Source organism: Mycobacterium sp. NPDC050441, from assembly GCF_040655355.1.
GTDB lineage: Bacteria > Actinomycetota > Actinomycetes > Mycobacteriales > Mycobacteriaceae > Mycobacterium.
On the sequence record NZ_JBFAJS010000013.1, the window covers coordinates 1 to 22,408 of the forward strand.

Below are 22,408 nucleotides of genomic sequence, written 5' to 3' on the forward strand. Positions count from 1 at the left end.
AACTTCACCGAACTGCCCCGGATCCGTTCGGAGCGCCCGGCGTTCGAGCTGCACTACCCGCACATGGTCGAGCGGATGCGCGCCGAGGCCCACGTGGGCCGTGCGCATCACCCAGAGCTCGAGTCTGCGGACAGCTCCAGCTGACGGGTGACAGCAACCGGGGGTGAGCACGTCGAAGGTGTTTCGATGACCGGTGCTCCCCGAGAGCGCTCGTCGGTCCTGATCACCGTCACCGGAGTCGATCGGCCGGGCGTCACCTCAGCACTGTTCGAGGTGCTCGCCCGCCATCAGGTGGAACTACGCAACGTCGAACAGGTCGTGGTCCGCGGCCGGCTCACCCTGGGTGTGCTGGTCGCGGCACCGATCGAAACGGTTACCGACGCGCTGCGCAGTGACGTCGAGACAGCGATTCACCGCCTCGGCCTGGACGTGTCGATCGAGCGCAGCGACGACATGCCCGTCATGCGCGAGCCGTCGACCCACACGATCGTGGTGCTGGGCCGTCCGATCACCGCCGAGGCGTTCAGCGTGGTGGCCCGCGCGGTCGCGGGACTCGGCGTCAACATCGACACGATCCGCGGGGTCTCCGATTACCCGGTGACCGGCCTGGAACTCCGCGTGTCGGTTCCGGCGGGGGCCGCGTACAGCCAACTGCAGACGGCGTTGGCCCAGGTGGCGGTCGACGAAGGCGTCGACATCGCGCTGGAGGATTACAGCTTGTCCCGGCGGGCCAAGCGTCTCATCGTCTTCGACGTCGACTCCACCCTGATCCAGGGCGAGGTCATCGAGATGCTGGCCGCCCGTGCCGGCATGGAAGCCCAGGTGGCCGCTGTCACCGAAGCCGCGATGCGCGGCGAGCTTGATTTCGCCGAATCGCTGCACCGCCGGGTGGCGACCTTGGCCGGCCTGCCCGCCTCGGTCCTCGACGATGTCGCCGAACAGGTCGAGCTGACGCCGGGCGCCCGGACCACCATCCGGACGTTGCGGCGACTCGGTTTCCACTGCGGCGTGGTGTCAGGCGGCTTCCGTCAGGTCATCGAACCGCTCGCCCACGAACTCATGCTGGACTACGTGGCTGCCAACGAACTCGAGGTCGTTGACGGCAAGCTGACCGGGCGGGTCATCGGCCAGGTCGTCGACCGGCCAGGAAAAGCCAAGGCGCTGCGCGATTTCGCCCAGCAGGTCGGCGTGCCCATGGAACAGACCGTGGCAGTCGGAGACGGGGCCAACGACATCGACATGCTGGCGGCAGCCGGCCTCGGCGTCGCCTTCAACGCCAAACCCGCATTGCGTGAGGTCGCCGACGCATCGCTGAGCCACCCCTACCTGGACACCGTGTTGTTCATCCTCGGCGTCACCCGCGGCGAGATCGAGGCCGCCGACGCTCAGGACGGCGTGTTGCGCCGCGTCGAGATCCCCGAGGACTGACATCGCGCCGGGCCACCACTGACGTAGGGTAGGGGCATGGCGAACATGAAGCACACGGTCGTGGTTGGCGTGTTCGCCGTTGCGGCGGTTCTGGGACAGTTGGCAGTCGCGGCCCCGGCCGAGGCCAAGCGATGCCCGTCGGGAACAGTGCAGACAAAGTTCGAGGGCGTGTGCGTGGCCGGTTCGTCCGGCGGCGGGATGGGCGCGGTGGCACCGCCGGTGATGGCGCCCAGCGCCGGGGGAACCAACATCACGAACCGGCCGGGCGAGCTGCCGACGGTGAACGGGATTCCCTGCACCATCGAGCATTACAGCACCTGCTACGCAATGTCGCAGCAGCCCTGATCGGCTGACTAGACCACCAACGTCTGGGGCGCGGCACTGAGCGTGCCGGTGATGCTGTGCCAGGCCCGCACCAACAGTTGTACGGCCCCTTCCAGTTCCGGTTCCGGCAGCGCATAAGGCAGCCGGATGAACCGCTCCAGCGTGCCGTCCACCCCGAACCGCGGCCCGGCGGGCACGTCCAGACCCAACCGCATCGCGGCGGCCGACAACGCGGTGCTCATGGGCGCGGGCAGCTTCACCCACAACGACATTCCGCCGCGACCGCGGCCCGGCTGCCAGTCCGGCAGCTCACGGGCCAGCAGTGCCACCAGAAACTCCCGACGGGCGCGGATGATCTCGCGCCGTTCCGGCAGCACCTCCGCACGCATCGCGAGTAGTTTCGCGGCGGCGAGTTGTTCGAGGATCGGGGTACCGAGGTCCACCGAAGGCCGGATCGCCGCGATGGTGGCCAGCGTGCCGCGCTCGGCGCGGATCCAGCCGACCCGCAGGCCGCCCCAGAACGATTTCGACATCGAGCCGATGGTCAGAACCAGATCATTGCGGGGCACCGAGGCGGCCAGCGGTTCGGGCGGCGCCTCGTCGATCCACATGTCGGCGATCGATTCATCGACGATGGTGCGGGTTCGCGTGTCGGAAATGATCTGCCCCAACCGCTTTCGCTCGGCGGCGGGCATGGTGAACCCGGTCGGGTTGTGGCTGTCGGGAACCAGGTACGCCAGGCTCGGCGCGAGCTGTCGCAGCGCGGCCTGTACAGCGTCGAGTTCCCAGCCGTCATCGGTGAGTGCGACGGGGACCGCCCGTGCCCCGGCAGTCGAGATCGCAGACAGCGCACCGTGATACGTGGGTTGCTCGACGAGGACCCGGTCGCCGGGCTGGGTGTGGCTGACCAGGATCAGTCCGATGGCGTGCTGGGCGCCGCTGGTCACCATGATCTGGCTCGGATCGGTGGGAAGTCCTCTGCTGCAATATCTTTCCGCGATGGCGGCACGCAGCGGGCCGACGCCCATCAGCTCGTGACCCGGCTCGCGCAGATAGGGCGCGATATCGCGGGCGGCTTCGGCGAAGGCTTCCAGCACGGCGGTACCGGGCGCGGACAGCGCCGCCGCGGCCAGGCTGACCGTCGGCGTGGTGGTGTCGGGCTCGATGTGGCCGGCAGCGGGCAGGGCGGTGACGCTGCGGGCTCCGCGACGGGCGTGCAGGTAACCGTCGTCGCGCAGTTGGGCGAAGGCCGCGGTGACCGTGGTGCGTGACACCCGCAGCGACTCGGCCAGCGCGCGTTCGCTGGGAATGCGTGACCCGACCGGAACGCGGCCGTCCACGATCAGCAGCCGGATGGCGTCGGCCAGGCCGAGGTAGGCGGGGCCACTTTCGCTGGAGGTACGCCAGTTGCCCAGTTCGCGAGCCAACAGGTCCACATCGAGGGCTCTTGCGGCCATATCCGTCGACATAATGAGGCCAGTATGAGCCAACTGGATATTGAAGAGCAAGCCACATGGACGGAACTATCGGATTATGCGAACAAATTGGCTATCTCGACTGGCTAATTCTCTGGCCCGGGTGTTCAACTGGCAGCCGCCGTCCGAGAACTTCGATCACACAGACCGTGACGCGGAACGGATACGCCGTGAGCTGGATCTGATCCGGCTGCGCTTCCAACACCACTCATGACGACCGCACTGCGGCGTGGCGCCCTGCTGCTGGTCGGTCTGTGCGGCTATGGCGTGTCGATGGCGATGATGGTGCGCGCCGGCCTCGGACTCGATCCGTGGGACGTCTTCCATCAGGGCCTCACCCGGCACACTCCGCTGTCCCTCGGGATGGCATCGGCCGTCGTCGGCGTCGTCGTCCTCCTGGCCTGGATCCCGCTGCGCAACCGGCCCGGAATCGGGACCGTCGCCAACGTCATCGTCATCGCTGTCACGGTGGACGCAACGCTGGCGGTCCTGCCGGCACCGTCGGCGTTGCCGGTGCGAATCGCCATGTTGATCGGTGCCGTGGTGCTCAACGCCATCAGCACCGTGCTCTACATCGGCGCCGGCCTGGGGCCCGGACCCCGGGACGGCCTGATGACCGGGCTGGTCGCCCGCACCGGATGGTCGGTGCGGCTGGTGCGCACCGGAATTGAGGCGACTGTGCTGGCCGTGGGCTGGGTGATGGGCGGCACCGTCGGGATCGGCACCCTCGTCTACGCCTTCGGGATCGGGCCGCTGGTGCAGCTGTTCCTGCGGCTGACTCCGCGATCATTGTTGTTCCACGATTTCAGCGGCGGACGTGCCCGGGCGGAACGGGAACCGATCACTACGATGGGCGAGTGGCCTCAGGGGAACGCACCGATTCGACAATCAACGATGACGGAGACGGAACCGACCCCGACCTGTTGATCGACTTCGCCAGGGTGACCCTGCGCCGAGGCGGCAACATCCTCGTCGGGCCGATCACCTGGACCGTCGAGCTCGACGAGCGCTGGGTGGTGATCGGCCCCAACGGCGCAGGCAAGACCTCGCTACTGCGGATCGCGGCCGCCACCGAGCATCCTTCGTCCGGCACCGCGTACGTGCTCGGTGAACGCCTGGGCCGCACCGACATGTCCGAGCTGCGGGCCCGCGTCGGCCTGAGCAGCTCGGCGTTGTCAGAGCGGATACCCGACAGCGAGGTGGTGCGCGACCTCGTGGTTTCGGCTGGCTATGCCGTGCTGGGCCGCTGGCGCGAGGACTACGAGGACGTCGACTACGCACAGGCGATCGACATGCTGGAAAGCGTCGGTGCCGAACACCTCGCCGAGCGCACCTACGGGACGCTGTCGGAAGGCGAACGCAAACGGGTCCTGATCGCCCGCTCGCTGATGACCGATCCCGAACTTCTACTGCTCGACGAGCCCGCGGCCGGACTCGACCTCGGCGGCCGCGAGGACCTGGTGGCGCGGCTGACCGATCTGGCTGCCGACCCCGATGCGCCGGCCATGGTGCTGGTCACCCATCATGTCGAGGAGATTCCGGTGGGATTCAGCCACGCGCTGATCCTGTCGGAAGGCCATGCGGTTGCGTCGGGTCTGCTGACCGAGGTGTTGACTGCTGAGAACCTGTCCAAGGCGTTCGGTCAGTCGATCGCCCTGGATGTGATCGACGGGCGCTACTTCGCCCGGCGAACCAGGAGCCGTGCGGCTCATAGGAGGCGTGAATGACGACCAGCAGCACCGGCGAGGGCTTGCCCGAGGAGCCGACCGGCACCGACGAGGGCTTGCCCGAGGAGCCGACCGGCACCGACCCTCTGGTGCCGCGTCCGGCGGCCACCGTGATGCTGGTCCGGGACACCGCCGAAGCGATCGAAGTCTTCATGATGCGCAGGCACGCGGCGATGGAGTTCGTGGCCGGCGTGATGGTGTTCCCCGGCGGCGGAGTCGACGAGCGTGACCGCAACGCCGACATCGCCTGGTTCGGTCCGGAACCGGACTGGTGGGCCCAGCGCCTCGGCGTGGACACCGGGCTGGCCGAGGCGCTCGTATGCGCCGCGGCCCGGGAGACGTTCGAGGAGTCCGGGGTCCTGTTCGCCGGTCCCCCCAGCGGAACGGGCGATCCGGGCATCGTGTCCGACGCGTCCGCCTACGGCGACGCACGTGCCGCCCTGGCCAACCACTCGTTGTCGTTCGCGGACTTCCTGCGCGACGAGAAGCTGGTGCTGCGTGCAGACCTGCTGCGGCCGTGGGACAACTGGATCACCCCCAAAGAGGAACGCACCCGTCGCTACGACACCTTCTTCTTTGTGGGCGCGCTGCCCGAGGGACAGCGGGCCGACGGCGAGAACACCGAAACGGACCGGGCGTTCTGGAGCACACCGCAGGCCGGCCTCGACGACTTCGAACAGGGCAATTCATTCCTGCTGCCGCCGACCTGGACCCAGCTCAATTCGCTCAGCGGTCGCTCGGTCGCCGACGTGCTGGCGACCGAGCGCAAGATCGTCGCCACCGAGCCCAACCTCTCCCTGGGTGAAGGGAGCTGGCAGATCGAGTTCTTCGACAGCGGCCGGTACAACGCGGCCAGAAACCACCGGGCGCCTTTGGGCCGGGGCGCCGGGGATCCTGCCCAGTGAGCGAGTTCGTCAGCGTGATCACCGGGCTGACGCCGGAACAGGACGGCGTCGGCACCCTGATGCTGTCGCGGCCACCGACCAACGCGCTGACCCGGCAGATGTACCGCGAGATCGTCGCGGCCGCCCATGAGCTCGGTGAACGTACCGACGTCTCCGTGGTGATCCTGTTCGGTGGACACGAGATCTTCTGCGCCGGTGACGACGTACCCGAGCTGCGCACGCTGAACACCGCAGAGGCCGCCGCCGCGGACACGGCGCTGCGCCAGTGCGTCGAAGCGATTGCGGCCATCCCCAAACCCACTGTCGCCGCGATCACCGGCTACGCACTGGGCAGCGGGATGACCCTGGCGATGGCTGCCGATTGGCGGGTGAGCGGCGACAACGTCAAGTTCGGCGCAACCGAGATCCTGGCCGGCTTGGCGCCCCGCGCCGGCGGCGGTGCGCGGCTGGCCCAGACCATCGGAGCCAGCAAGGCCAAGGAACTGGTGTTCAGCGGACGGTTCGTCGGCGCAGAGGAAGCACTGGAGCTCGGTCTGATCGACCAGATGGTGGCACCCGACCACGTCTTCGACGAGGCGCTGGCCTGGGCAAGGCGATTCGTCGACCATCCGGTGGAGGTGTTGGCCGCGGCGAAAGCTGCCGTCGACGGAGTGGTGGACCGGCCCTGACGCCGAGGAGACCCGGGCCGTTAGGCTGCCCTGCATGACTGACATCAAGGATTCCGGCACCGACGCCGATATTGCCGGCATGCCGACTCCTAACCCGCACGCCACGGCCGAGCAGGTCGAGGCCGCGATGCACGACAGCAAGCTCGCGCAGGTGCTCTACCACGACTGGGAAGCCGAAACCTACGACGAGAAGTGGTCGATCTCCTACGACCAGCGGTGTATCGACTATGCCCGCGGCCGGTTCGACGCGATCGTGCCCGAGGCCGAGCAGCGTGAGCTGCCGTACGACCGGGCCCTCGAGCTGGGCTGCGGTACCGGGTTCTTCCTGCTCAACCTGGTCCAGTCCGGGGTGGCGCGGCGCGGTTCGGTCACCGACCTGTCCCCGGGCATGGTCAAGGTGGCGACCCGCAACGGTCAGTCACTCGGCCTGGACATCGACGGACGGGTTGCCGACGCCGAGGGCATCCCGTACGAGGACAACACCTTCGACCTGGTGGTTGGGCACGCCGTGTTGCACCACATCCCCGACGTCGAGCTCTCGCTGCGCGAGGTGGTCCGGGTTCTCAAGCCGGGCGGCCGTTTCGTCTTCGCCGGCGAGCCCACCACCGTCGGCAACAAGTACGCGCGCGAGCTGTCGACTCTCACCTGGCACGCCACCACCAACCTGACCAAGCTGCCCTGGCTGAGCGAATGGCGTCGCCCCCAGGCCGAACTCGACGAGTCCTCCCGCGCCGCGGCGCTGGAAGCCGTCGTCGACCTGCACACCTTCGACCCGGCCGATCTGGAGCGGATGGCCGCCAATGCCGGCGCGGTCGAAGTTCGCACCGCCAGCGAGGAATTCACCGCGGCAATGCTCGGCTGGCCGGTGCGCACCTTCGAAGCGGCGGTGCCGCCCGGGCGTCTGGGCTGGGGCTGGGCCAAGTTCGCGTTCAACAGCTGGACCACGCTGAGCTGGGTGGACTCCAACGTGTGGCGCCGCGTGGTGCCCAAGGGCTGGTTCTACAACGTCATGATCACCGGGGTCAAGCCGTCCTAGATTTCGGCTTGGCCCACGTCTCGTATCTGCGCTCCGATGCGGGACAGCAGGCACTGACCCAGGTCGCCGGGATGTCGCTGGCCGGAGCGGCATTGGTCAGCGATATCGCCTCTGTCCGAGCACAATTCGGTGACCACGCGGCGGTGCTGGTCGAGACCGTGCAACTGCGCAGGCGTGCGAAAGCCAAGTTCACCGACCCGGACCACTGGCTGTTCACCGACGAGGCACTGCAACAGGCGACGGCAGCACCGGTGGCTGCGCACCGGGCCCGCAGGCTGGCCGGGGCCCGGGTTCACGACGCCACCTGTTCGATCGGCAGTGAGCTTGTGACACTGCGTGATTGCGCCGCTCAGCTGGTCGGCAGCGACCTCGATCCGGTGCGGCTGGCGATGGCGGCGCACAATCTGGATGACGGCGGCCCCGCTGTCTCACTGTGCCGCGCCGACGCGTTGGCGCCGGTCACCCGCGACACGGTGGTGATCATCGACCCGGCCCGCCGGTCCGGCGGGCGTCGCCGCTTCGACCCGCGGGCCTACACCCCGGCGCTCGATGCGGTCCTGGACGTCTACGGTGGCCGGGATCTGGTGGTGAAGTGTGCCCCGGGAATCGATTTCGACGAGCTCACCAAGATGGGGTTCACCGGGGAGATCGAGGTGACCTCGGTGGGCGGCAGCGTACGGGAGGCCTGCCTGTGGTCACCCGGTCTGACCGAACCCGGTGTGCGACGGCGGGCCAGCATGCTCGAAACCTCCGAACAGATCACCGACGCCGAACCCGACGACTGCCCGGTCGCCGAGGCGGGCCGCTGGATCGTCGACCCCGACGGTGCGGTGGTGCGCGCCGGGCTGGTGCGTCACTACGCGGCCCGGCACGGCCTGTGGCAGCTCGACCCCGACATCGCCTACCTGTCCGGTGACGAGTTGCCCGCCGGGGTGCGCGGTTTCGAGGTCCTCGAGCAGCTGCAATTTCAGGAACGCCGACTTCGGGCCGCGCTGGCCGCCCGGTCGGTCGGGGCGCTGGAAATCCTGATCCGCGGCGTGGACGTCGACCCCGATGTGCTGCGGACGCGGATGCGGCTGCGCGGCACCGAGCGCCTGGCGGTGGTGATCGCCCGGCTCGGTTCCGGGGCGGCCAGTCGGGCAACGGCATTCATTTGTCGCCCGTCTCGATAACCGCCAAGTAACCTGGACCCAAACACGCCGGTGGATCCACCGGTGTGAGTTGATCGCCTGCGAGGACGACTGACGATGCGAATTCCCCCTGTGACAGCGCTGCTGGCGGCCGGTGCGCTGCTCGGCTGGCTCGGCATGCCCGTGGTGGCTGCTCAGTCGGCCTGTGTCGACCTCGGCGGCACCGTCGACGGCGACCAGATCTGTCAGGTGCACACCGCCAATGCCACCTACACACTGGATTACACGTTCCCGGTCGGCTATCCCGATCAGCAAGCCGTGGCCGGATACCTGACCCAGACCCGCGACGGCTTCGTCAACGTCTCGGATATGCCCGGATCACGCGATCAGCCGTACGTCCTGGACGCCAAGGGCACGGCCTACAGTTCCGGGACGCCGCCACACACCCAGAGCCTGGTGTTCGAGGTGTATCAAAACGTCGGCGGCGCCCACCCGCAGACCTGGTACAAGACGTTCAACTACAACGTCGCCACCCGGGCACCGATCACCTTCGACACCTTGTTCAAGCCCGGATCCAGGCCGCTGGACGTGATCTTCCCGATCGTGCAGCGCGAATTGCAGAAGCAGTCCGGTGTCGAGCAGGCCATCGCGCCGGCCGTCGGCCTGGACCCCACGCACTATCAGAACTTCGCGATCACCGACGACTCGGTGATCTTCTTCTTCGGCCAGGGTGAACTGTTGCCCGAGGCCGCGGGAGCCAGCCAGGCCAACGTCCCGCGGTCCGCCGTGGCAGGCCTGCTGGCCTGAGCTCCGATCACGCAGGCGCGAACCCGTACACCTGACCGTCACTGGTGGCGGTGACGATCCGGTGGTCGGGCCCGATCGAAACCCCGACCGGCCAGCCGGTGGCCTCGGGTACCGGATAACTGTTGAGGGTGTGCCCGTCTCCGGTGTCGAAGACCAACAGCGTCTGGCCGTGCCCACCCTCGCGGGCAATCGTGTAACCCACACCGTCCGCGCGGCTCGACGTGGTCAGCGGTACGACGTCGTCGCGGGTCCAGGCCACCTCGCCGCGGTCTCCGGCATCGCGCACCGCGGTCAGCTTGGCCTCCGGCCCGCCGCCCGCCACGATCAGCCCGTCCGGTGACACCGACGGCGGGGTCTGGGCCAGATAGTTCAGCGGCACCGACCATTTCGGCGAGCCGTCGGCGGAGTTGAGCGCCCACAGTTTCTGATCGCGACCGTTGACGTACACCGTCGAACCGTCGGCCGACAGCACCGGGCTGGCCAGCGGCCCGCGGCCCACGGCGGTGCTCGTCCATTCCTGCGTCAGCAGTGTCTTCTCGCCGGGGTGATAGCGCAATCCGATCAGCACGGGCGCCTCGGCGCCGGGCTGCCACACACTCAGCACCACGAGGCCGGCCTGATGGGAGAACGCCGGTGCGGCGGCCACCGGGCAGCGCGACCGGGCCGGTTGGCAGTCCCCGAGACCGCGCTGTGAATCGGTCGGGTCCACACCGGAGACCAGATCCAGCGGCGTGCCCTCGACCGTTCCGCGATGCCCGTTGAACACCAGCACCTGGCCCAGATGGGTAACCACCAGCAGTTGGCCGTCATCGAGAAGCCTGGGTGTGGTCGGCATGCCGATCACCGGTTGGCGCCAACGGATCCACTGCGTAGGCGGGAAGGACAGGATGGTGCCGGGCTGGCCCACGTAGACGTTGTCGAACCCGTCGAACAGGGGACTGGACCAGCCACCACCCAATACCAGTCGCGTGCACCAGCGTTGGCGGGCGTTGTTGTCGGCCTCCCACACCATCAACGAACAACCCCCGGCGGTCTGCGCGTTGACGGCCAGGCGGCCATCCGAACTCAGCGCCACCTGGGCAGCCAGCTCACCCTTGACCGAGCGGCTCCACTCCAGCCGGAGCGCTTCGGGACCACGGGATCGGATGAAACTGCTGTTGGCGGCGTCTCCGTATTGCGCTGACCAACCCTGTGCGGCGTGTGCGTCCACCCATGAATCGGTGTTCTCACAACCGGCGAGCAGGCCCGTGAACAGCACCGCGACCGCCAGTGCAAGGTATCGCCGGAACACGATGTCCTTTCGTCGCCGAACACGCAGGGCGCTCGTAATTGTGACCTGGTGAGGGTAACCCGACGGCGCTGCGGTACAGGACCCGGAAGCCGTCGGAAGTGCTCGCGTAGGCTGTCCGGCCATGACGACGATGTGGGGCGCCCCGATCCACAAACGCTGGCGGGGCTCCCGGCTACGTGATCCGCGCCAGGCCGACTTTCTGACGAAAGCGTCGCTGAAATGGGTCATCGACAACCGCGCCTACACCCCGTGGTACCTGGTGCGGTACTTCCGGCTGCTGAAGTTCAAGCTGGCCAACCCGCACATCATCACCCGCGGCATGGTCTTCCTCGGCAAGGGTGTGGAGATTCAGTGCACTCCGGAACTGGCCCAGATGGAGATCGGCCGCTGGGTACACATCGGTGACAAGAACACCATCCGCTGCCACGAGGGCTCGCTGCGCATCGGCGACAAGGTGGTGCTCGGCCGCGACAACGTGATCAACACCTATCTGGACATCGAGCTCGGCGACTCCGCGCTGATGGCCGACTGGTGCTACGTGTGCGACTTCGACCACAAGATGGACAACATCGACATGCCCATCAAGGACCAGGGAATCATCAAGGGCCCGGTGCGTATCGGCCCGGATACCTGGATCGCCGCCAAGGTGACCATCTTGCGCAACACCTCGGTCGGCCGTGGTTGCGTGCTGGGCGCGCACGCCGTGGTCAAGGGTGAGATCCCCGATTTCTCGATCGCGGTTGGGGCGCCGGCCAAGGTGGTCAGGAACCGCAAGCTGGATTGGGAGACGTCGGCCGCCGAGCGTGCCGAACTTGCTGCGGCGCTGGCCGACATCGAGCGCAAGAAGGCCGCCAACAGCCACTAGCCGGGCATCACGCCCCGTTGCACACCCCGGAGTCGCGGATCACGTTCCCGTAGACATTGGCCGTGGCGACGTTGGCGTTGATGACGCCGGCCGGCTGTTGCTTCTGGATCTTGTCGCTGATCTGGGTCAGCTGATACCACAGGTGATAGATCGAGTCACCGTTGTACAGCGGTGAATACTCGCTCTGGTCAGGGTAATTGGTGATGTACAGGGTGTGGGCGCGAGGATCCAGGAACGCTGCCGACTGATCGACGTTGGCTCGCACGGCGTCACCCGCGGCCTGCACGCCGGGCTGGGTCCAATAGTCGTGATGGTCGCCCAGGAATTTCTGGAAGCCCACGATCTGACTCATCAGCGTGCCGTACTGGGCGTTGAACCACTGGCAGGACTCCCGCTGGGCGTCGAGCTGCTCAGGAGTGACGCGCACCTGCCACAGGTTGTAGGGGAACACCGTGTAGTTCGGCGACCAGTCCGAAGGGTGGGGCACGAACGCGGGCAAGCTGGGCGTGGCGCCGTTGGGTTCAGCGGTGGCCGGTGCGGCGAGGCCGAGTGAGATTGTTGCGCCGATGAGCGCAGCGCAAGTCTTGCGTAGGTGTCTGCGGGTCCGGGTCACGGCTCGATTGTGCTTGGTGGACACCGCGGTCGACAGCGGTTCGGCAATTCTTGAACGCGCGCGTCAACGGGTGCGTCAACCGGTCCAGTCGATGCCGAATCGGTCGCTCAGGGCGGCGCGGCCGGAATCGGTCACGGTGAGAGCGCGGTGCCGCGGGGCGCGGCGCAGCCACTCCGCGCCCAGGAAGTGGTCGAGAAGCGCCCGGCCCAACCCGCCGGCGATGTGGTGACGTTGTTCGGTCCAGTCGACGCAGTAACGCACCAGTGGCCTTGGGCCGGTGGGTAATTCGATTCCCATCTGACGAAGCAGGCCACGTCCGCCGTCGGTCAGCTGATAGGGCACGTCGTGGCCGGGGCTGCTCAGCCGGTCGGTGCCGCCGGGGTGGAACCACCCGTCCCCGCCGGTGAGTACGCCGCGATCGAGGAGGCTGCCCATGAGCTGTACGCCGAGCCGGCCGGCGATGTGGTCGTAACAGGTTCGGGCGGAGCGTAGCCGCGCCGCGCGGGTGCCCTCGCGTAGCGAGGTGACCGGCCGGGCGGGTGCCAGTCTGCCGAGTTGCTCGATGAGCGCGCCTACCTCGGGACCGGCCAGCCGGTAGTAGCGGTGACGGCCCTGGGTGCGGACCACGAGTAGGCCGGCATCGGTCAGCTTGGCCAGATGACTGCTGGCCGTCGGACGGCTGATACCGGCTTCCTCCGCCAGCACACTGGCAGGCAGGGAGCGGCCGTCGTCGAGCGCCAGCAGCACCTTGCAGCGCGCCGGGTCGGCCAGCAGCGCGGCCACCGCGGCGATGTCCACCTCGGTCGCCGAGGCCAGTTCCTGTGCCTCACGCATGGCATGACTCCTTCCCGACGGTGTGGCCGCCGCGTTGTGCCGGTGCCCGCGTGCGTCGTGTCAGGCGTAGCGCCAACACTGCGGCCGCCAACTGGCATAGCGCCCCGAGCAACAGCGCGGTCCGCACCCCGGCCGCACCGCCGACGCCTGTCATGGCACTACCCAACACCGCGACCCCGACAGTGATACCCAGCAGGCGGGCCAGATTCACCACGCCCGCGGCCAGGCCCGCCCGCCGCAGCGGGATCGCGTCCATGGCCAGCATCACCGCCGGGCCGGTGTTGAGGGCCAGCCCGGCGCCCGCGAGTACGAATGACAGCTCCAGCCACTCGATGGTGCCAAGAGGGCCGGCCGCGGCGTACAACAGCGAGCCTGCCGCCATCAACACCAGACCTGCCGTCATCGGTGGGCGTGGGCCGGCGCGGCGGGCCAGGCTGTTGGCCACCGGAATCAACGCCAGGTAGACGATCGGCATCGGCAGGAACCACACGGCGGTCGTCAACGCGCTGACGCCCCGGAGTTGTTGGAAGGCAAAGCTGTTCACGAGGAGCAGGCCATAGATGCCGAAAGTCATGGCGAAGATTGCCAGCAGAGCGCCGACCAATTTGCGGCTGCCGAACAGGTCCAGCGGCAGCATGGGGTGCGGGCTGCGGCGCTGGGAGGCCAGGAATGCGACGAACGCGGCCAGCGCCATTGCGGCGATCGCCACGGTCTGCTGCCAACGCCAATCATGTCCCTCGACCGACACCAGCGTCGTGGCACCGAGCGCCAGGATGGCCAGGCACTGACCCGGCAGATCGATTCGCGCAGCGCCCGGATCGCGCGAATCGGGCAGATGCGTGGCGCTGGCCGCCAACGCCAGCAGACCCACCGGCACGTTGACCCAGAAGATCCAGCGCCAGCCCACGGTTTCGGCCAGCACTCCGCCCAGCAGCGGCCCCAGCGCGGTACTGCTCGCCGCGGCCATTGCCCACGCCGCGGTGGCGCGGGCCCGTCCTCGCCGGTCCGGAAAGACCGCTGCGGCGATGGCCAGGCCCTGCGGCAGCATCATCGCCGCGCCGACGCCCTGAACCGCGCGCGCCGCGAGCAGCAGGGTCAGCGAGGGAGTCAGCGCGCAGGCGATCGACGCCATGACGAACATCGCCAACCCGATCCGCAGCATGCGGCGCCGGCTGAACCGGTCGCCGAGCGATCCGGCGGTCAGCAAAAACGCCGCGAATGTCACGTTGTAGGCGTCGATGGTCCATTGCGCGCCGCTCACCCCGCCGCCCAGGTCGCCGGCGATCGCGGGGAGTGCCAGGTTGACGGCGTTCGCGTCGACGAGGCCGATGAACAACCCCAGGTACGCGGCGATCAGCGTTATCGCGGCAGAACGTTTTGGTGCCATACCCGCACGCTAGGTGCGGATTGATTCGACGCCGGTCGAATCAGCGGTCGGGCAGCGCGTGCTCGACGATCGGCCGACGCGGATGCGGTTCCCGCTCGGCACGTTTGGCGGCCAGATAAACCTGGCTGGTTTCGGCGGCCACGGTGTGCCAGTCGAAGTCGGCGCTGAGGCGTTCGCGCGCGGCGATCGCCCGGCGCTGCGCGGCCTCGGGATCATCGAGTACTGCACGGACCGCCGCGGCCAGCCCCACCACATCCCGTGGCGCGAAAGACATTCCGGTCTGGCCGTCGATCACCGCTTCGCCCAGACCGCCGACATTGGAGGTCACCAGCGGGGTGCCGGTGGCCGCGGCCTCCAGCGCCACGATGCCGAACGGCTCGTAGTGGCTCGGCAGCACGGCGGCGTCGGCCGCCTGCAGGGCCTGCAGCAACTCCTCGTGGCCGAGCCGCCCGACGAATCGGGTTGCCTTGAGCACCTTGTGCTTTCGGGCCTGCTCGACGAGCCACTGCTGCTGGGTGCCGTCGCCGGCGATGGTCAGTGTGGTGCCGGGGTGCGCGCGGCGGATGCGGGGCAGGGCCGCGATCGCGTCGTGCACGCCCTTCTCGTATTCCAGGCGACCGAGGTAGAGCAACTCGGGCGGCCCCTGTCGGGGACGCCGTGGCGCGAACGGCCAGAGGTCGGCGTCGATCCCGTTGCGGATCACCCTGATCTCGGACAGTTCGGGTCCGAACAGTTCGGTGATCTCATCGCTCATCGACGCCGAACATGTGATCAGTGAATCGGATTCGCGCACCAGCCAGGACTCCACGGCGTGCACCTGGCGGCTGATCGGCCCGGAGACCCATCCGGAATGCCGCCCGGCCTCCGTGGCATGGATGGTGGAAACCAGTGGTACATCGAAATATTCGGCCAGGGCGATGGCGGGGTGGGCGACCAGCCAGTCGTGGGCGTGCACGATGTCGGGCACCCAGCGGTCACCCGAATAGTCTTTGACGGAAAGGCCGGTACGCACCATCGCGTGCCCCATGGCCAGGGTCCAGGCCATCATGTCCGTGCCGAACTCGAACTCGTGCGGGTCCTGCGCGGCGGCCACCACCCGTACGCCCTCACTGACCTCGTCGGTCGAGGGGTGGGTGCTCGGGTCGGTGTCGGTGGGCCTGCGGCTGAGCACCACGACCTCGTGGCCGGCTTCGGCCAGCGCGGTGGCCAAGTGGTGCACGTGTCGGCCCAGACCGCCCACGACGACGGGCGGGTACTCCCATGACACCATCAGGATCTTCATGACTGCGTGCCTTCGTGCCGGTGCGAGCGTGCGCACAATGCTGAGGATTGGCGGGGTGTCGAGCGGCAGACACGCACGCTCGCGCTGATGGTCATTTTGGCAGACGCCGGGCGTCGAGGGCGCCGAACAGGCCGTCGGCCTTGTTCCAGCCGTCGGCCAGGCGTTCGGCATGGTCGCGCCGGCCCGAGGCCAGTGCGTCGGAGATCTCGCGGGTCGCGTGGGCGTGCAGGTGAGCGCGGTACCGCGCGTATTCGGCCGCCGAATCCTTGCTCACCATGAACGGCCAGTCGCTGGACACCGTCAACAGGGTCTCCCGCAGGATCTGATCGGCCACCCGGTCGCGCGGGGTTGGCGCACCGACCGCGGCGTGCTGGGTGAGTGCCTTGTCCACGGTGCTCAGGGCGCCGTCGACCACCTCGCTGTTGAGCTGTACCAGATCGGCCACCTTCTCGCCGTTCCAGACCTGCCAGTTCTTGCCCGAACCCCATGAGCTGGGCGGCAATTCCACGGGGGCACCGACGAAACCCTGGGCCTTGGCGTCCGCGAGGGTTCCCACCCGCACGCCTGCCTCGGGCAGTGCCCGCAGTACCCGGCCCAGCCACTCCGGACCCTCGTACCACCAGTGCCCGAACAGCTCGGTGTCGAACGCGGCCACCACGTGTGCCGGGCGGCCGATCCGTTCGCTCTCGTTGATCAGCCGGCGGCGGACCACCGCGACGAAATCGGCGACGTGCTCGTCGATCGCGCGGTCGGCGCGCTGCGGATCGTAGGGCGCCTTCTCCTCCGACGGGACATTGCGACCGGTCACGCGGGACGGTTTGAGGCCGGTGGTGTGGTCGTACGTGTGGAAATCGCGGTAGGCGGCGTGACCGGGATAGCCCGACTTCGGCGACCACACGCGGTAGCTGACCTGCAGGTCGCGGCCGAAGGCCACCACGTCGGACTCGCCGACGGGCCGGCCCAGCGCCGTGTCACCGTGCAGGGACGGGCCGTCCACCATGAAATGGCCGACACCGGCCGCGGCGTAACCGGTTTCCATGCCGGGCGCGTAGGCGCACTCGGGCGCCCAGATGCCGACGGGGGTGTGCCCGAACCGTTGCTGCGCATCGGCCAGGCCTTCGCGCAGCGCGAACTCACGCAGCCGCGGGTTGAGCAGCGGCTGGAACGGATGCGAGAGCGGGCCGCCGAGCAGTTCGATGGTCTCGGCGTCGATCAGCCGGCGCAGCAGCCCGCTGGCGCCGTGACGCCAGTGGGTGGCGAACTCATCGATGGCCGCACCGGCTTCGGCGTATTCGCGAATCCCGAACTGCCGCAAGTCTTGTTGCTCGCGCAGCGTAGTGGCCTCCTGGGCGCGCAGCTGCCAGTTGGCCAGCCAGTGGTGCATCCCCGTGAGGCAGTAGGGGTCATCGAGCTGGGCGGTGACCACCGGCGTCATGCCGAGGGTGATCAGGTGGCTGCGATCCTCGGCGGCCAGGCCGCGCAGCACGCGCATCAGCGGCAGGTATGCCGCGGCCCAGGACTGGTAGAGCCATTCCTCGCCGACCGGCCAGCGGCCGTGATGGGCCAGCCAGGGCAGGTGGGTGTGCAGGACGAGCGTGAATAACCCCGGAGCCGGATCGCCGGCGACATCGGGCCGGGGAGCCGGATCGCCGGCGACATAGGGCCGGGGTACCGGCTCGGGCTCGGGATTCGAGGTCACGGCCGCACCGCGATTGCCACCAGGTCGAGGCTGTCATCGATGTTCCGGTCGTCGGCGGACGTCAGATCGAAGTCGTCGATGCTCACCGCGGCGACGTCGGCGAGCAGCTGCTCGGGCCACGGCGCGTCGGCGACGGCACGCTGCACCTGCGCCTCGATGATCGAGCCGCCGTGCCGGGCGTCGAGCTCGGCCAGCCCGGCACCGTGAAATACCCCGAGCATCGACTCGACCGTGAATCCGGCGTCGAGCAGCAGTTCGGTGAGCTCCGCGGCGTTGAGCTCACGGGTGTGGAACGGGTTGAGCGGGGTGTCCCGACCGGGGGAGAAGGTGATGCGGTTGGGGGTGGAGACCAGGAACACGCCGCCGGGCCGCAGCACCCGGAAACACTCGGAGACGAATTGGCCCTGATCCCAAAGATGTTCGATGACCTGGAAGTTGACCACGACGTCGACCGACTGGTCGGCCAGGGGTAGCTCGGCAAGGTTGCCGTGCTTGATGTCCACGCGGGGATAGCGGGCACGCACGTGTGCCACCGTCGCCTCGTCGTAGTCCAGCGCGACGACGCGACGCGCGACGTCGGCGATCAGGTCGGCGCCGTAGCCCTCACCGCAGCCGGCCTCCAGGACCTCACGATCGACGCACCGGCCGGCCAATCGCTGGTACACCACCTCATGACGGCGAAACCAGTAATTCTCCTCGGCCAGGCCGGGGATGGTCCGCTCGCCGGTCAGGGGTAGGGCCCCAGATAGGGCGCCGTCCGGGTCTTCCACATAAGCGCTCATTGGAAGGCAGGCTAACCCAGGCTTACCCAGGTTGACGGGGTCGGTGGTGAATCAACCAACGGTTCCCATACCTCAGGGGTGTGGTAGGGGAGGCCGGAATACAAAGTTCGACCAGCTATGGTGTTCCTGCGAACCATCAAAAGTTACCGACCGGTAACATGATGCTAGTTGCCTAGAACGTGATATGAGCCCGGTCCACCGGTCTCATCGAGGAGGACGAACCAGAGTCATGACGAACATCGTGGTCCTGATCAAACAGGTCCCAGACACTTGGTCGGAGCGCAAGCTGTCCGACGGCGATTTCACCCTCGACCGTGAGGCTGCCGACGCCGTGCTCGACGAGATCAACGAGCGCGCCGTGGAAGAGGCGCTGTTGATCAAGGAGCGTGACGGCGGAGACAGCACTGTCACCGTGCTGACCGCCGGCCCGGAGCGCGCCACCGAGGCGATCCGCAAGGCGCTGTCCATGGGTGCCGACAAGGCTGTGCACCTCAAGGACGACGGCCTGCACGGCTCCGACGTGATCCAGACCGGGTGGGCGCTGGCCCGCGCGCTGGGCACCATCGAGGGCACCGAGCTGGTCATCGCCGGTAACGAGGCCACCGACGGTGTCGGCGGCGCAGTCCCGGCCGTGATCGCCGAGTACCTCGGTCTGCCGCAGCTCACCCACGTGCGCAAGCTGACCGTCGAAGGCGGCAAGGTCACCGCCGAGCGTGAGACCGACGAGGGCGTGTTCAGCCTCGAGGCAACGCTTCCGGCCGTGGTCAGCGTCAACGAGAAGATCAACGAGCCCCGCTTCCCCTCCTTCAAGGGCATCATGGCCGCGAAGAAGAAGGAAGTCACCGTGCTCACCCTCGCCGAGATCGGCGTGGAAGCCGATGAGGTCGGCGTCGCCAATGCCGGTTCCAAGGTGCTGTCTTCGACCCCGAAGCCGCCGAAGACCGCCGGTGAAAAGGTGACCGACGAGGGCGACGGCGGCACGAAGATCGCCGAGTACCTGGTCGCGCAGAAGCTGATCTAGCAGAAAGACATAACGAGAACTCATGGCTGAAGTACTTGTGCTCGCTGAGCACTCCGAAGGCGCATTGAAGAAGGTCAGCGCCGAGCTCATCACCGCCGCCCGTGTGCTGGGTGAGCCTGCCGCTGTCGTGGTGGGCAAGCCGGGCACCGCGGCCCCGCTGGTCGACGGCCTGAAGGCCGCCGGCGCCGCCAAGATCTACGTCGCTGAGTCTGACGACGCGGAGAACTACCTGGTCACGCCCGTCGTCGACGTGCTCGCCGGGCTGGCCGAGTCGGCCGCCCCCGCCGCCGTCGTCGTCGCTGCCACCGCTGACGGCAAGGAAATCGCCGCCCGCCTGGCCGCGCGCATCGGCTCGGGCCTGCTGATCGACGCGGTCGAGGTCCGCGAGGGTGCAGTGGGTATCCACTCCATCTTCGGTGGTGCCTTCACCGTCGAGGCCCAGGTCACCAGTGACACCCCGGTGATCACGGTGCGTCCGGGTGCCATCGAGGCCGCTCCGGCCGACGGTGCAGGCGAGGTCGTCAACGTCGAGGTCCCGGCCCAGGCCGAGAACGCGACCAAGATCACCAAGCGCGAGCCCGCCGTTGCCGGTGACCGCCCCGAGCTCACCGAGGCCAGTGTCGTGGTCGCCGGTGGCCGTGGTGTCGGCAGCGCCGAGAGCTTCTCGGTCGTCGAGGAGCTGGCCGACTCGCTGGGCGGTGCCGTCGGCGCCTCCCGCGCCGCGGTCGACTCGGGTTACTACCCGGGCCAGTTCCAGGTCGGCCAGACCGGTAAGACCGTGTCGCCGCAGCTGTACATCGCCCTGGGCATCTCCGGTGCGATCCAGCACCGCGCCGGCATGCAGACGTCGAAGACGATCATCGCGGTGAACAAGGACGAGGAAGCGCCGATCTTCGAGATCGCCGACCTCGGCATCGTCGGGGACCTGTTCAAGGTCAGCCCGCAGCTGACCGAGGCGGTCAAGGCCCGCAAGGGATAGTTTTCCCCCAAGACGTCAACGCAGAACCCCGGTGCACCTCGGTGCGGCGGGGTTCTGTGGTTTCTGGGGGCCAACTGTGTGGGGGAAACGGACGCACACAACGTGCGCCGGGTGTCAGGCTGGAGTAGCGCTCGAGCCCGAGGTCCACTCTCGCGTGAGAAGGCGGTGGTGCGGCACGGTGGCGGTGTGACCGGCCGTCCCGACTACGGACTTTCCAGGGTTTGAATCTCGGCATGCGGTGCCAGTGTTGGTTCAGTCAGCACGCCAGAGAAAGGGATTCGCACAATGAAAATCACAGTCATAGGTGCCAGCGGCCAGATCGGCTCGCGGGTGGTGCGGTTGCTCACCGAGGCCGGGCACGACGTGGTCGCAGCCTCTCTTTCGTCGGGCGCCAATGTTCTCACCGGCGAGGGGCTGGTGGAGGCGCTCAGCGGCGCCGACGCACTCGTCGACGTGGTCAACTCGCCTTCGTTCGACGACGGTCCGGTGATGGACTTCTTCACCGCGTCCTCGCGCAACCTGGCGGCCGCCGCCAAGGAGACCGGTGTGGGGCACTACGTCGCGTTGTCGATCGTGGGGGCGGACGGCCTGCCGGACAGCGGCTACATGCGGGCCAAGGTGGCCCAGGAGAAGAACATCACCGAGTCCGGACTGCCGTACTCGATCGTGCGGGCCACGCAGTTCCAGGAGTTCGCCGAGGCCATCACGGGATCGCTGGTGGTGGGCGACGAGGTGCGGGTCCCCGACGCGCGGATTCAGCTGATCTCGGTCGACGACGTCGCCGGTGAGGTGGCCAAGGTGGCTCAGGGCGCTCCGCTCAACGGGATCGTCAACATCGGTGGGCCCGACAAATTCTCGTTCGCCGACATGGCGCGTGCGGTACTGGTCGAGCAGGGCGACGACAAGCCGGTCGTGGTCGATCCGCAGGCGACGTACTTCGGTACCGCCGTCGACGACAACAGCCTGGTGACCGGCGACGACGGGATCCTCGGTGAAACCCGTTGGGCTGCATGGATCGGAGCGCACTGAAATGCCGGTCACAGCGGAGCAGGAGAAAGCCCTCCATGACGCAATGACGGTGATCGCCACCGCGACACCGCCGTTCATCCCGCCGAATGCCGAGGTGATGACGACGATCATCGAGTGGCCCGCCGGGTCGCCCGGGGCGCCGCCACACCGGCATCCGGCCGGCCCCGCCTTCGGCTACGTGCTGGAGGGCGAGATGCTCTTCGAGTTGGAGGGTGAGGCGCCGCGGGTGGTCAAGGCGGGGGAGGCCTTCTGGGAACCTGGCGGTGACGTCATCCACTACTCGGACGCCAACAATCGCGACGACGTCCCGCTGCGATTCCTCGTCAATATGCTGTGTGTGCCCGGCGAACCGATGCTCGTCATCGTCGAGGACGACGAACTGGAGGCCCGAAAGGACCGGCGAGTCCGGTAATGGCCGAGTTCGGGGACGTCGTCCGGTCGCGTCGGTCATCACGGATGTTCTTGCCGGACAAGCCTGTTCCGCGAGAGCTGCTCGATGAAGCACTCGCACTGGCGATCCGGGCGCCGTCGAACTCCAACACGCAGCCGTGGCACGTCTTCTTCGCCACCGGTGAGCGGCGCGTCCGATTGGTGGACGCGCTGCTCGCCGCGGTGGAGGCCGCACCGCCGGCGGTCGGCTCCGCAGGTCTGCCGCCGCAGTTCGCCCACCGGCGGCGGGAAAGCGGGGCTCTGGTCTACGGAGCCATGGGGATCGCCCGCGACGACGCCGAGGGACGCTGGGCGGCCCAGCGCCGCAACTGGGAGTTCTTCCACGCCCCCGTCGCCGGGGTGGTGTGCATGCATCGAGATTTCACAAACGTCGACGCGGTGGGGGTCGGGATGTTCCTGCAGACCCTGCTGCTGGCGTTGAACGAACGGGGCATCGGCAGTTGCGTGCAGGTGTCGATCTCGTTCTATCCGGACGTACTGCGTGAACAACTCGGCATCCCGGACGATCTGACGGTCCTGTGCGGGCTGTCGATCGGCTACGCGGACCCGGATTTCCCCGCCAACAACCTGGACACCCCCCGCGACCCGATCAGTGAGAACGTGGTGTTCCTCGACGCCTGACCAGGCAGTCCAAAAAGTCACCTGGCGCTCACAGACATGTCATATGGGCGATGCC

Annotated in this window: 24 protein-coding genes; 16 read left to right on the forward strand and 8 right to left on the reverse strand. The window is 68.0% G+C overall.

What is annotated here, in order from left to right:
- The 3 genes from AB0I14_RS29170 to AB0I14_RS29180 all read left to right on the forward strand — a co-directional run.
- Window positions 1-144, forward strand: a 144-nt coding sequence (locus AB0I14_RS29170) for a hypothetical protein (RefSeq protein ID WP_358029886.1), incomplete at its 5' end; no start/stop codon positions are given.
- A 42-nt stretch (window positions 145-186) separates the two neighbouring features.
- Window positions 187-1,428: a phosphoserine phosphatase SerB gene (serB, locus tag AB0I14_RS29175; RefSeq protein ID WP_358029485.1), complete on the forward strand. Its 1,242-nt coding sequence runs from the start codon at window positions 187-189 to the stop codon at window positions 1,426-1,428.
- A gap of 36 nt (window positions 1,429-1,464) precedes the next feature.
- Window positions 1,465-1,773, forward strand: coding sequence for a hypothetical protein (locus tag AB0I14_RS29180; protein ID WP_358029487.1), 309 nt, complete (start codon window positions 1,465-1,467; stop codon window positions 1,771-1,773).
- A gap of 8 nt (window positions 1,774-1,781) precedes the next feature.
- Here the strand turns inward: AB0I14_RS29180 and AB0I14_RS29185 are convergent, their stop codons facing one another.
- Window positions 1,782-3,221: a PLP-dependent aminotransferase family protein gene (locus AB0I14_RS29185; RefSeq protein ID WP_358029489.1), complete on the reverse strand. Its 1,440-nt coding sequence runs from the start codon at window positions 3,219-3,221 to the stop codon at window positions 1,782-1,784.
- A gap of 216 nt (window positions 3,222-3,437) precedes the next feature.
- Here AB0I14_RS29185 and AB0I14_RS29190 point away from each other — a divergent pair, with 216 nt between their 5' ends.
- From AB0I14_RS29190 to AB0I14_RS29220, 7 genes are all read left to right on the forward strand, one after another.
- On the forward strand, window positions 3,438-4,154 hold the full coding sequence (locus AB0I14_RS29190; RefSeq protein ID WP_358029491.1) for a hypothetical protein: 717 nt from the start codon (window positions 3,438-3,440) through the stop codon (window positions 4,152-4,154).
- The gene (locus AB0I14_RS29195; RefSeq protein WP_358029494.1) at window positions 4,085-4,954 is read left to right on the forward strand and encodes an ABC transporter ATP-binding protein; all 870 of its coding nucleotides are present in this window, start codon (window positions 4,085-4,087) and stop codon (window positions 4,952-4,954) included. The genes AB0I14_RS29190 and AB0I14_RS29195 overlap by 70 nt, the downstream gene beginning before the upstream one ends.
- A gap of 113 nt (window positions 4,955-5,067) precedes the next feature.
- A complete protein-coding gene (locus AB0I14_RS29200; protein ID WP_358029889.1) occupies window positions 5,068-5,859 on the forward strand; it encodes an NUDIX hydrolase in 792 nt (263 codons plus the stop codon).
- Window positions 5,856-6,527, forward strand: coding sequence for an enoyl-CoA hydratase (locus tag AB0I14_RS29205; RefSeq protein ID WP_358029497.1), 672 nt, complete (start codon window positions 5,856-5,858; stop codon window positions 6,525-6,527). The genes AB0I14_RS29200 and AB0I14_RS29205 overlap by 4 nt, the downstream gene beginning before the upstream one ends.
- A 79-nt stretch (window positions 6,528-6,606) precedes the next feature.
- Window positions 6,607-7,563, forward strand: coding sequence for a methyltransferase domain-containing protein (locus tag AB0I14_RS29210; protein ID WP_358029892.1), 957 nt, complete (start codon window positions 6,607-6,609; stop codon window positions 7,561-7,563).
- The gene (locus tag AB0I14_RS29215; protein ID WP_358029499.1) at window positions 7,497-8,735 is read left to right on the forward strand and encodes a class I SAM-dependent methyltransferase; all 1,239 of its coding nucleotides are present in this window, start codon (window positions 7,497-7,499) and stop codon (window positions 8,733-8,735) included. Before AB0I14_RS29210 ends, AB0I14_RS29215 begins: the two co-directional genes overlap by 67 nt.
- A gap of 75 nt (window positions 8,736-8,810) precedes the next feature.
- The gene (locus AB0I14_RS29220) at window positions 8,811-9,500 is read left to right on the forward strand and encodes an esterase (protein ID WP_358029502.1); all 690 of its coding nucleotides are present in this window, start codon (window positions 8,811-8,813) and stop codon (window positions 9,498-9,500) included.
- A 7-nt stretch (window positions 9,501-9,507) separates the two neighbouring features.
- Here the strand turns inward: AB0I14_RS29220 and AB0I14_RS29225 are convergent, their stop codons facing one another.
- Window positions 9,508-10,791, reverse strand: coding sequence for a PQQ-binding-like beta-propeller repeat protein (locus tag AB0I14_RS29225; protein WP_358029505.1), 1,284 nt, complete (start codon window positions 10,789-10,791; stop codon window positions 9,508-9,510).
- Window positions 10,792-10,912: 121 nt separating this feature from the next.
- On the opposite strand from AB0I14_RS29225, the gene AB0I14_RS29230 reads away from it, so the two are divergent.
- Window positions 10,913-11,656 carry an acyltransferase gene (locus AB0I14_RS29230; protein ID WP_358029507.1) on the forward strand — a complete coding sequence of 248 codons (744 nt, stop codon included), beginning with the start codon at window positions 10,913-10,915 and terminating at the stop codon, window positions 11,654-11,656.
- A 7-nt stretch (window positions 11,657-11,663) separates the two neighbouring features.
- Here AB0I14_RS29230 and AB0I14_RS29235 read toward each other — a convergent pair whose 3' ends face one another.
- The 6 genes from AB0I14_RS29235 to AB0I14_RS29260 form a co-directional block, all read right to left on the reverse strand.
- Window positions 11,664-12,269, reverse strand: a complete 606-nt coding sequence (locus AB0I14_RS29235; protein ID WP_358029510.1) for a hypothetical protein — start codon at window positions 12,267-12,269, stop codon at window positions 11,664-11,666.
- Window positions 12,270-12,344: 75 nt separating this feature from the next.
- On the reverse strand, window positions 12,345-13,103 hold the full coding sequence (locus tag AB0I14_RS29240) for a metalloregulator ArsR/SmtB family transcription factor (RefSeq protein ID WP_358029513.1): 759 nt from the start codon (window positions 13,101-13,103) through the stop codon (window positions 12,345-12,347).
- Entirely contained in the window at window positions 13,096-14,490 is a 1,395-nt protein-coding gene (locus AB0I14_RS29245; protein ID WP_358029516.1) for an MFS transporter, read from the reverse strand. The genes AB0I14_RS29240 and AB0I14_RS29245 overlap by 8 nt, the downstream gene beginning before the upstream one ends.
- A 40-nt stretch (window positions 14,491-14,530) precedes the next feature.
- Window positions 14,531-15,772 (reverse strand): glycosyltransferase family 4 protein, encoded by a 1,242-nt coding sequence (locus AB0I14_RS29250; protein WP_358029519.1) that lies wholly within the window; start codon window positions 15,770-15,772, stop codon window positions 14,531-14,533.
- Window positions 15,773-15,863: 91 nt separating this feature from the next.
- Window positions 15,864-17,360, reverse strand: a complete 1,497-nt coding sequence (locus tag AB0I14_RS29255; RefSeq protein ID WP_358029895.1) for a glycoside hydrolase family 57 protein — start codon at window positions 17,358-17,360, stop codon at window positions 15,864-15,866.
- A gap of 107 nt (window positions 17,361-17,467) precedes the next feature.
- Complete coding sequence (locus AB0I14_RS29260; RefSeq protein WP_358029522.1) at window positions 17,468-18,253, reverse strand: class I SAM-dependent methyltransferase; 786 nt, start codon at window positions 18,251-18,253, stop codon at window positions 17,468-17,470.
- 229 nt (window positions 18,254-18,482) lie between these two features.
- On the opposite strand from AB0I14_RS29260, the gene AB0I14_RS29265 reads away from it, so the two are divergent.
- From AB0I14_RS29265 to AB0I14_RS29285, 5 genes are all read left to right on the forward strand, one after another.
- Complete coding sequence (locus tag AB0I14_RS29265; protein WP_358029524.1) at window positions 18,483-19,274, forward strand: electron transfer flavoprotein subunit beta/FixA family protein; 792 nt, start codon at window positions 18,483-18,485, stop codon at window positions 19,272-19,274.
- Window positions 19,275-19,296: 22 nt separating this feature from the next.
- On the forward strand, window positions 19,297-20,253 hold the full coding sequence (locus AB0I14_RS29270; RefSeq protein ID WP_358029527.1) for an electron transfer flavoprotein subunit alpha/FixB family protein: 957 nt from the start codon (window positions 19,297-19,299) through the stop codon (window positions 20,251-20,253).
- 285 nt (window positions 20,254-20,538) lie between these two features.
- A complete protein-coding gene (locus AB0I14_RS29275) occupies window positions 20,539-21,282 on the forward strand; it encodes an SDR family oxidoreductase (RefSeq protein ID WP_358029529.1) in 744 nt (247 codons plus the stop codon).
- A 1-nt stretch (window position 21,283) separates the two neighbouring features.
- On the forward strand, window positions 21,284-21,694 hold the full coding sequence (locus tag AB0I14_RS29280; RefSeq protein WP_064931371.1) for a cupin domain-containing protein: 411 nt from the start codon (window positions 21,284-21,286) through the stop codon (window positions 21,692-21,694).
- The gene (locus tag AB0I14_RS29285; RefSeq protein WP_358029531.1) at window positions 21,694-22,353 is read left to right on the forward strand and encodes a nitroreductase; all 660 of its coding nucleotides are present in this window, start codon (window positions 21,694-21,696) and stop codon (window positions 22,351-22,353) included. Before AB0I14_RS29280 ends, AB0I14_RS29285 begins: the two co-directional genes overlap by 1 nt.
- Window positions 22,354-22,408: the final 55 nt, after the last annotated feature.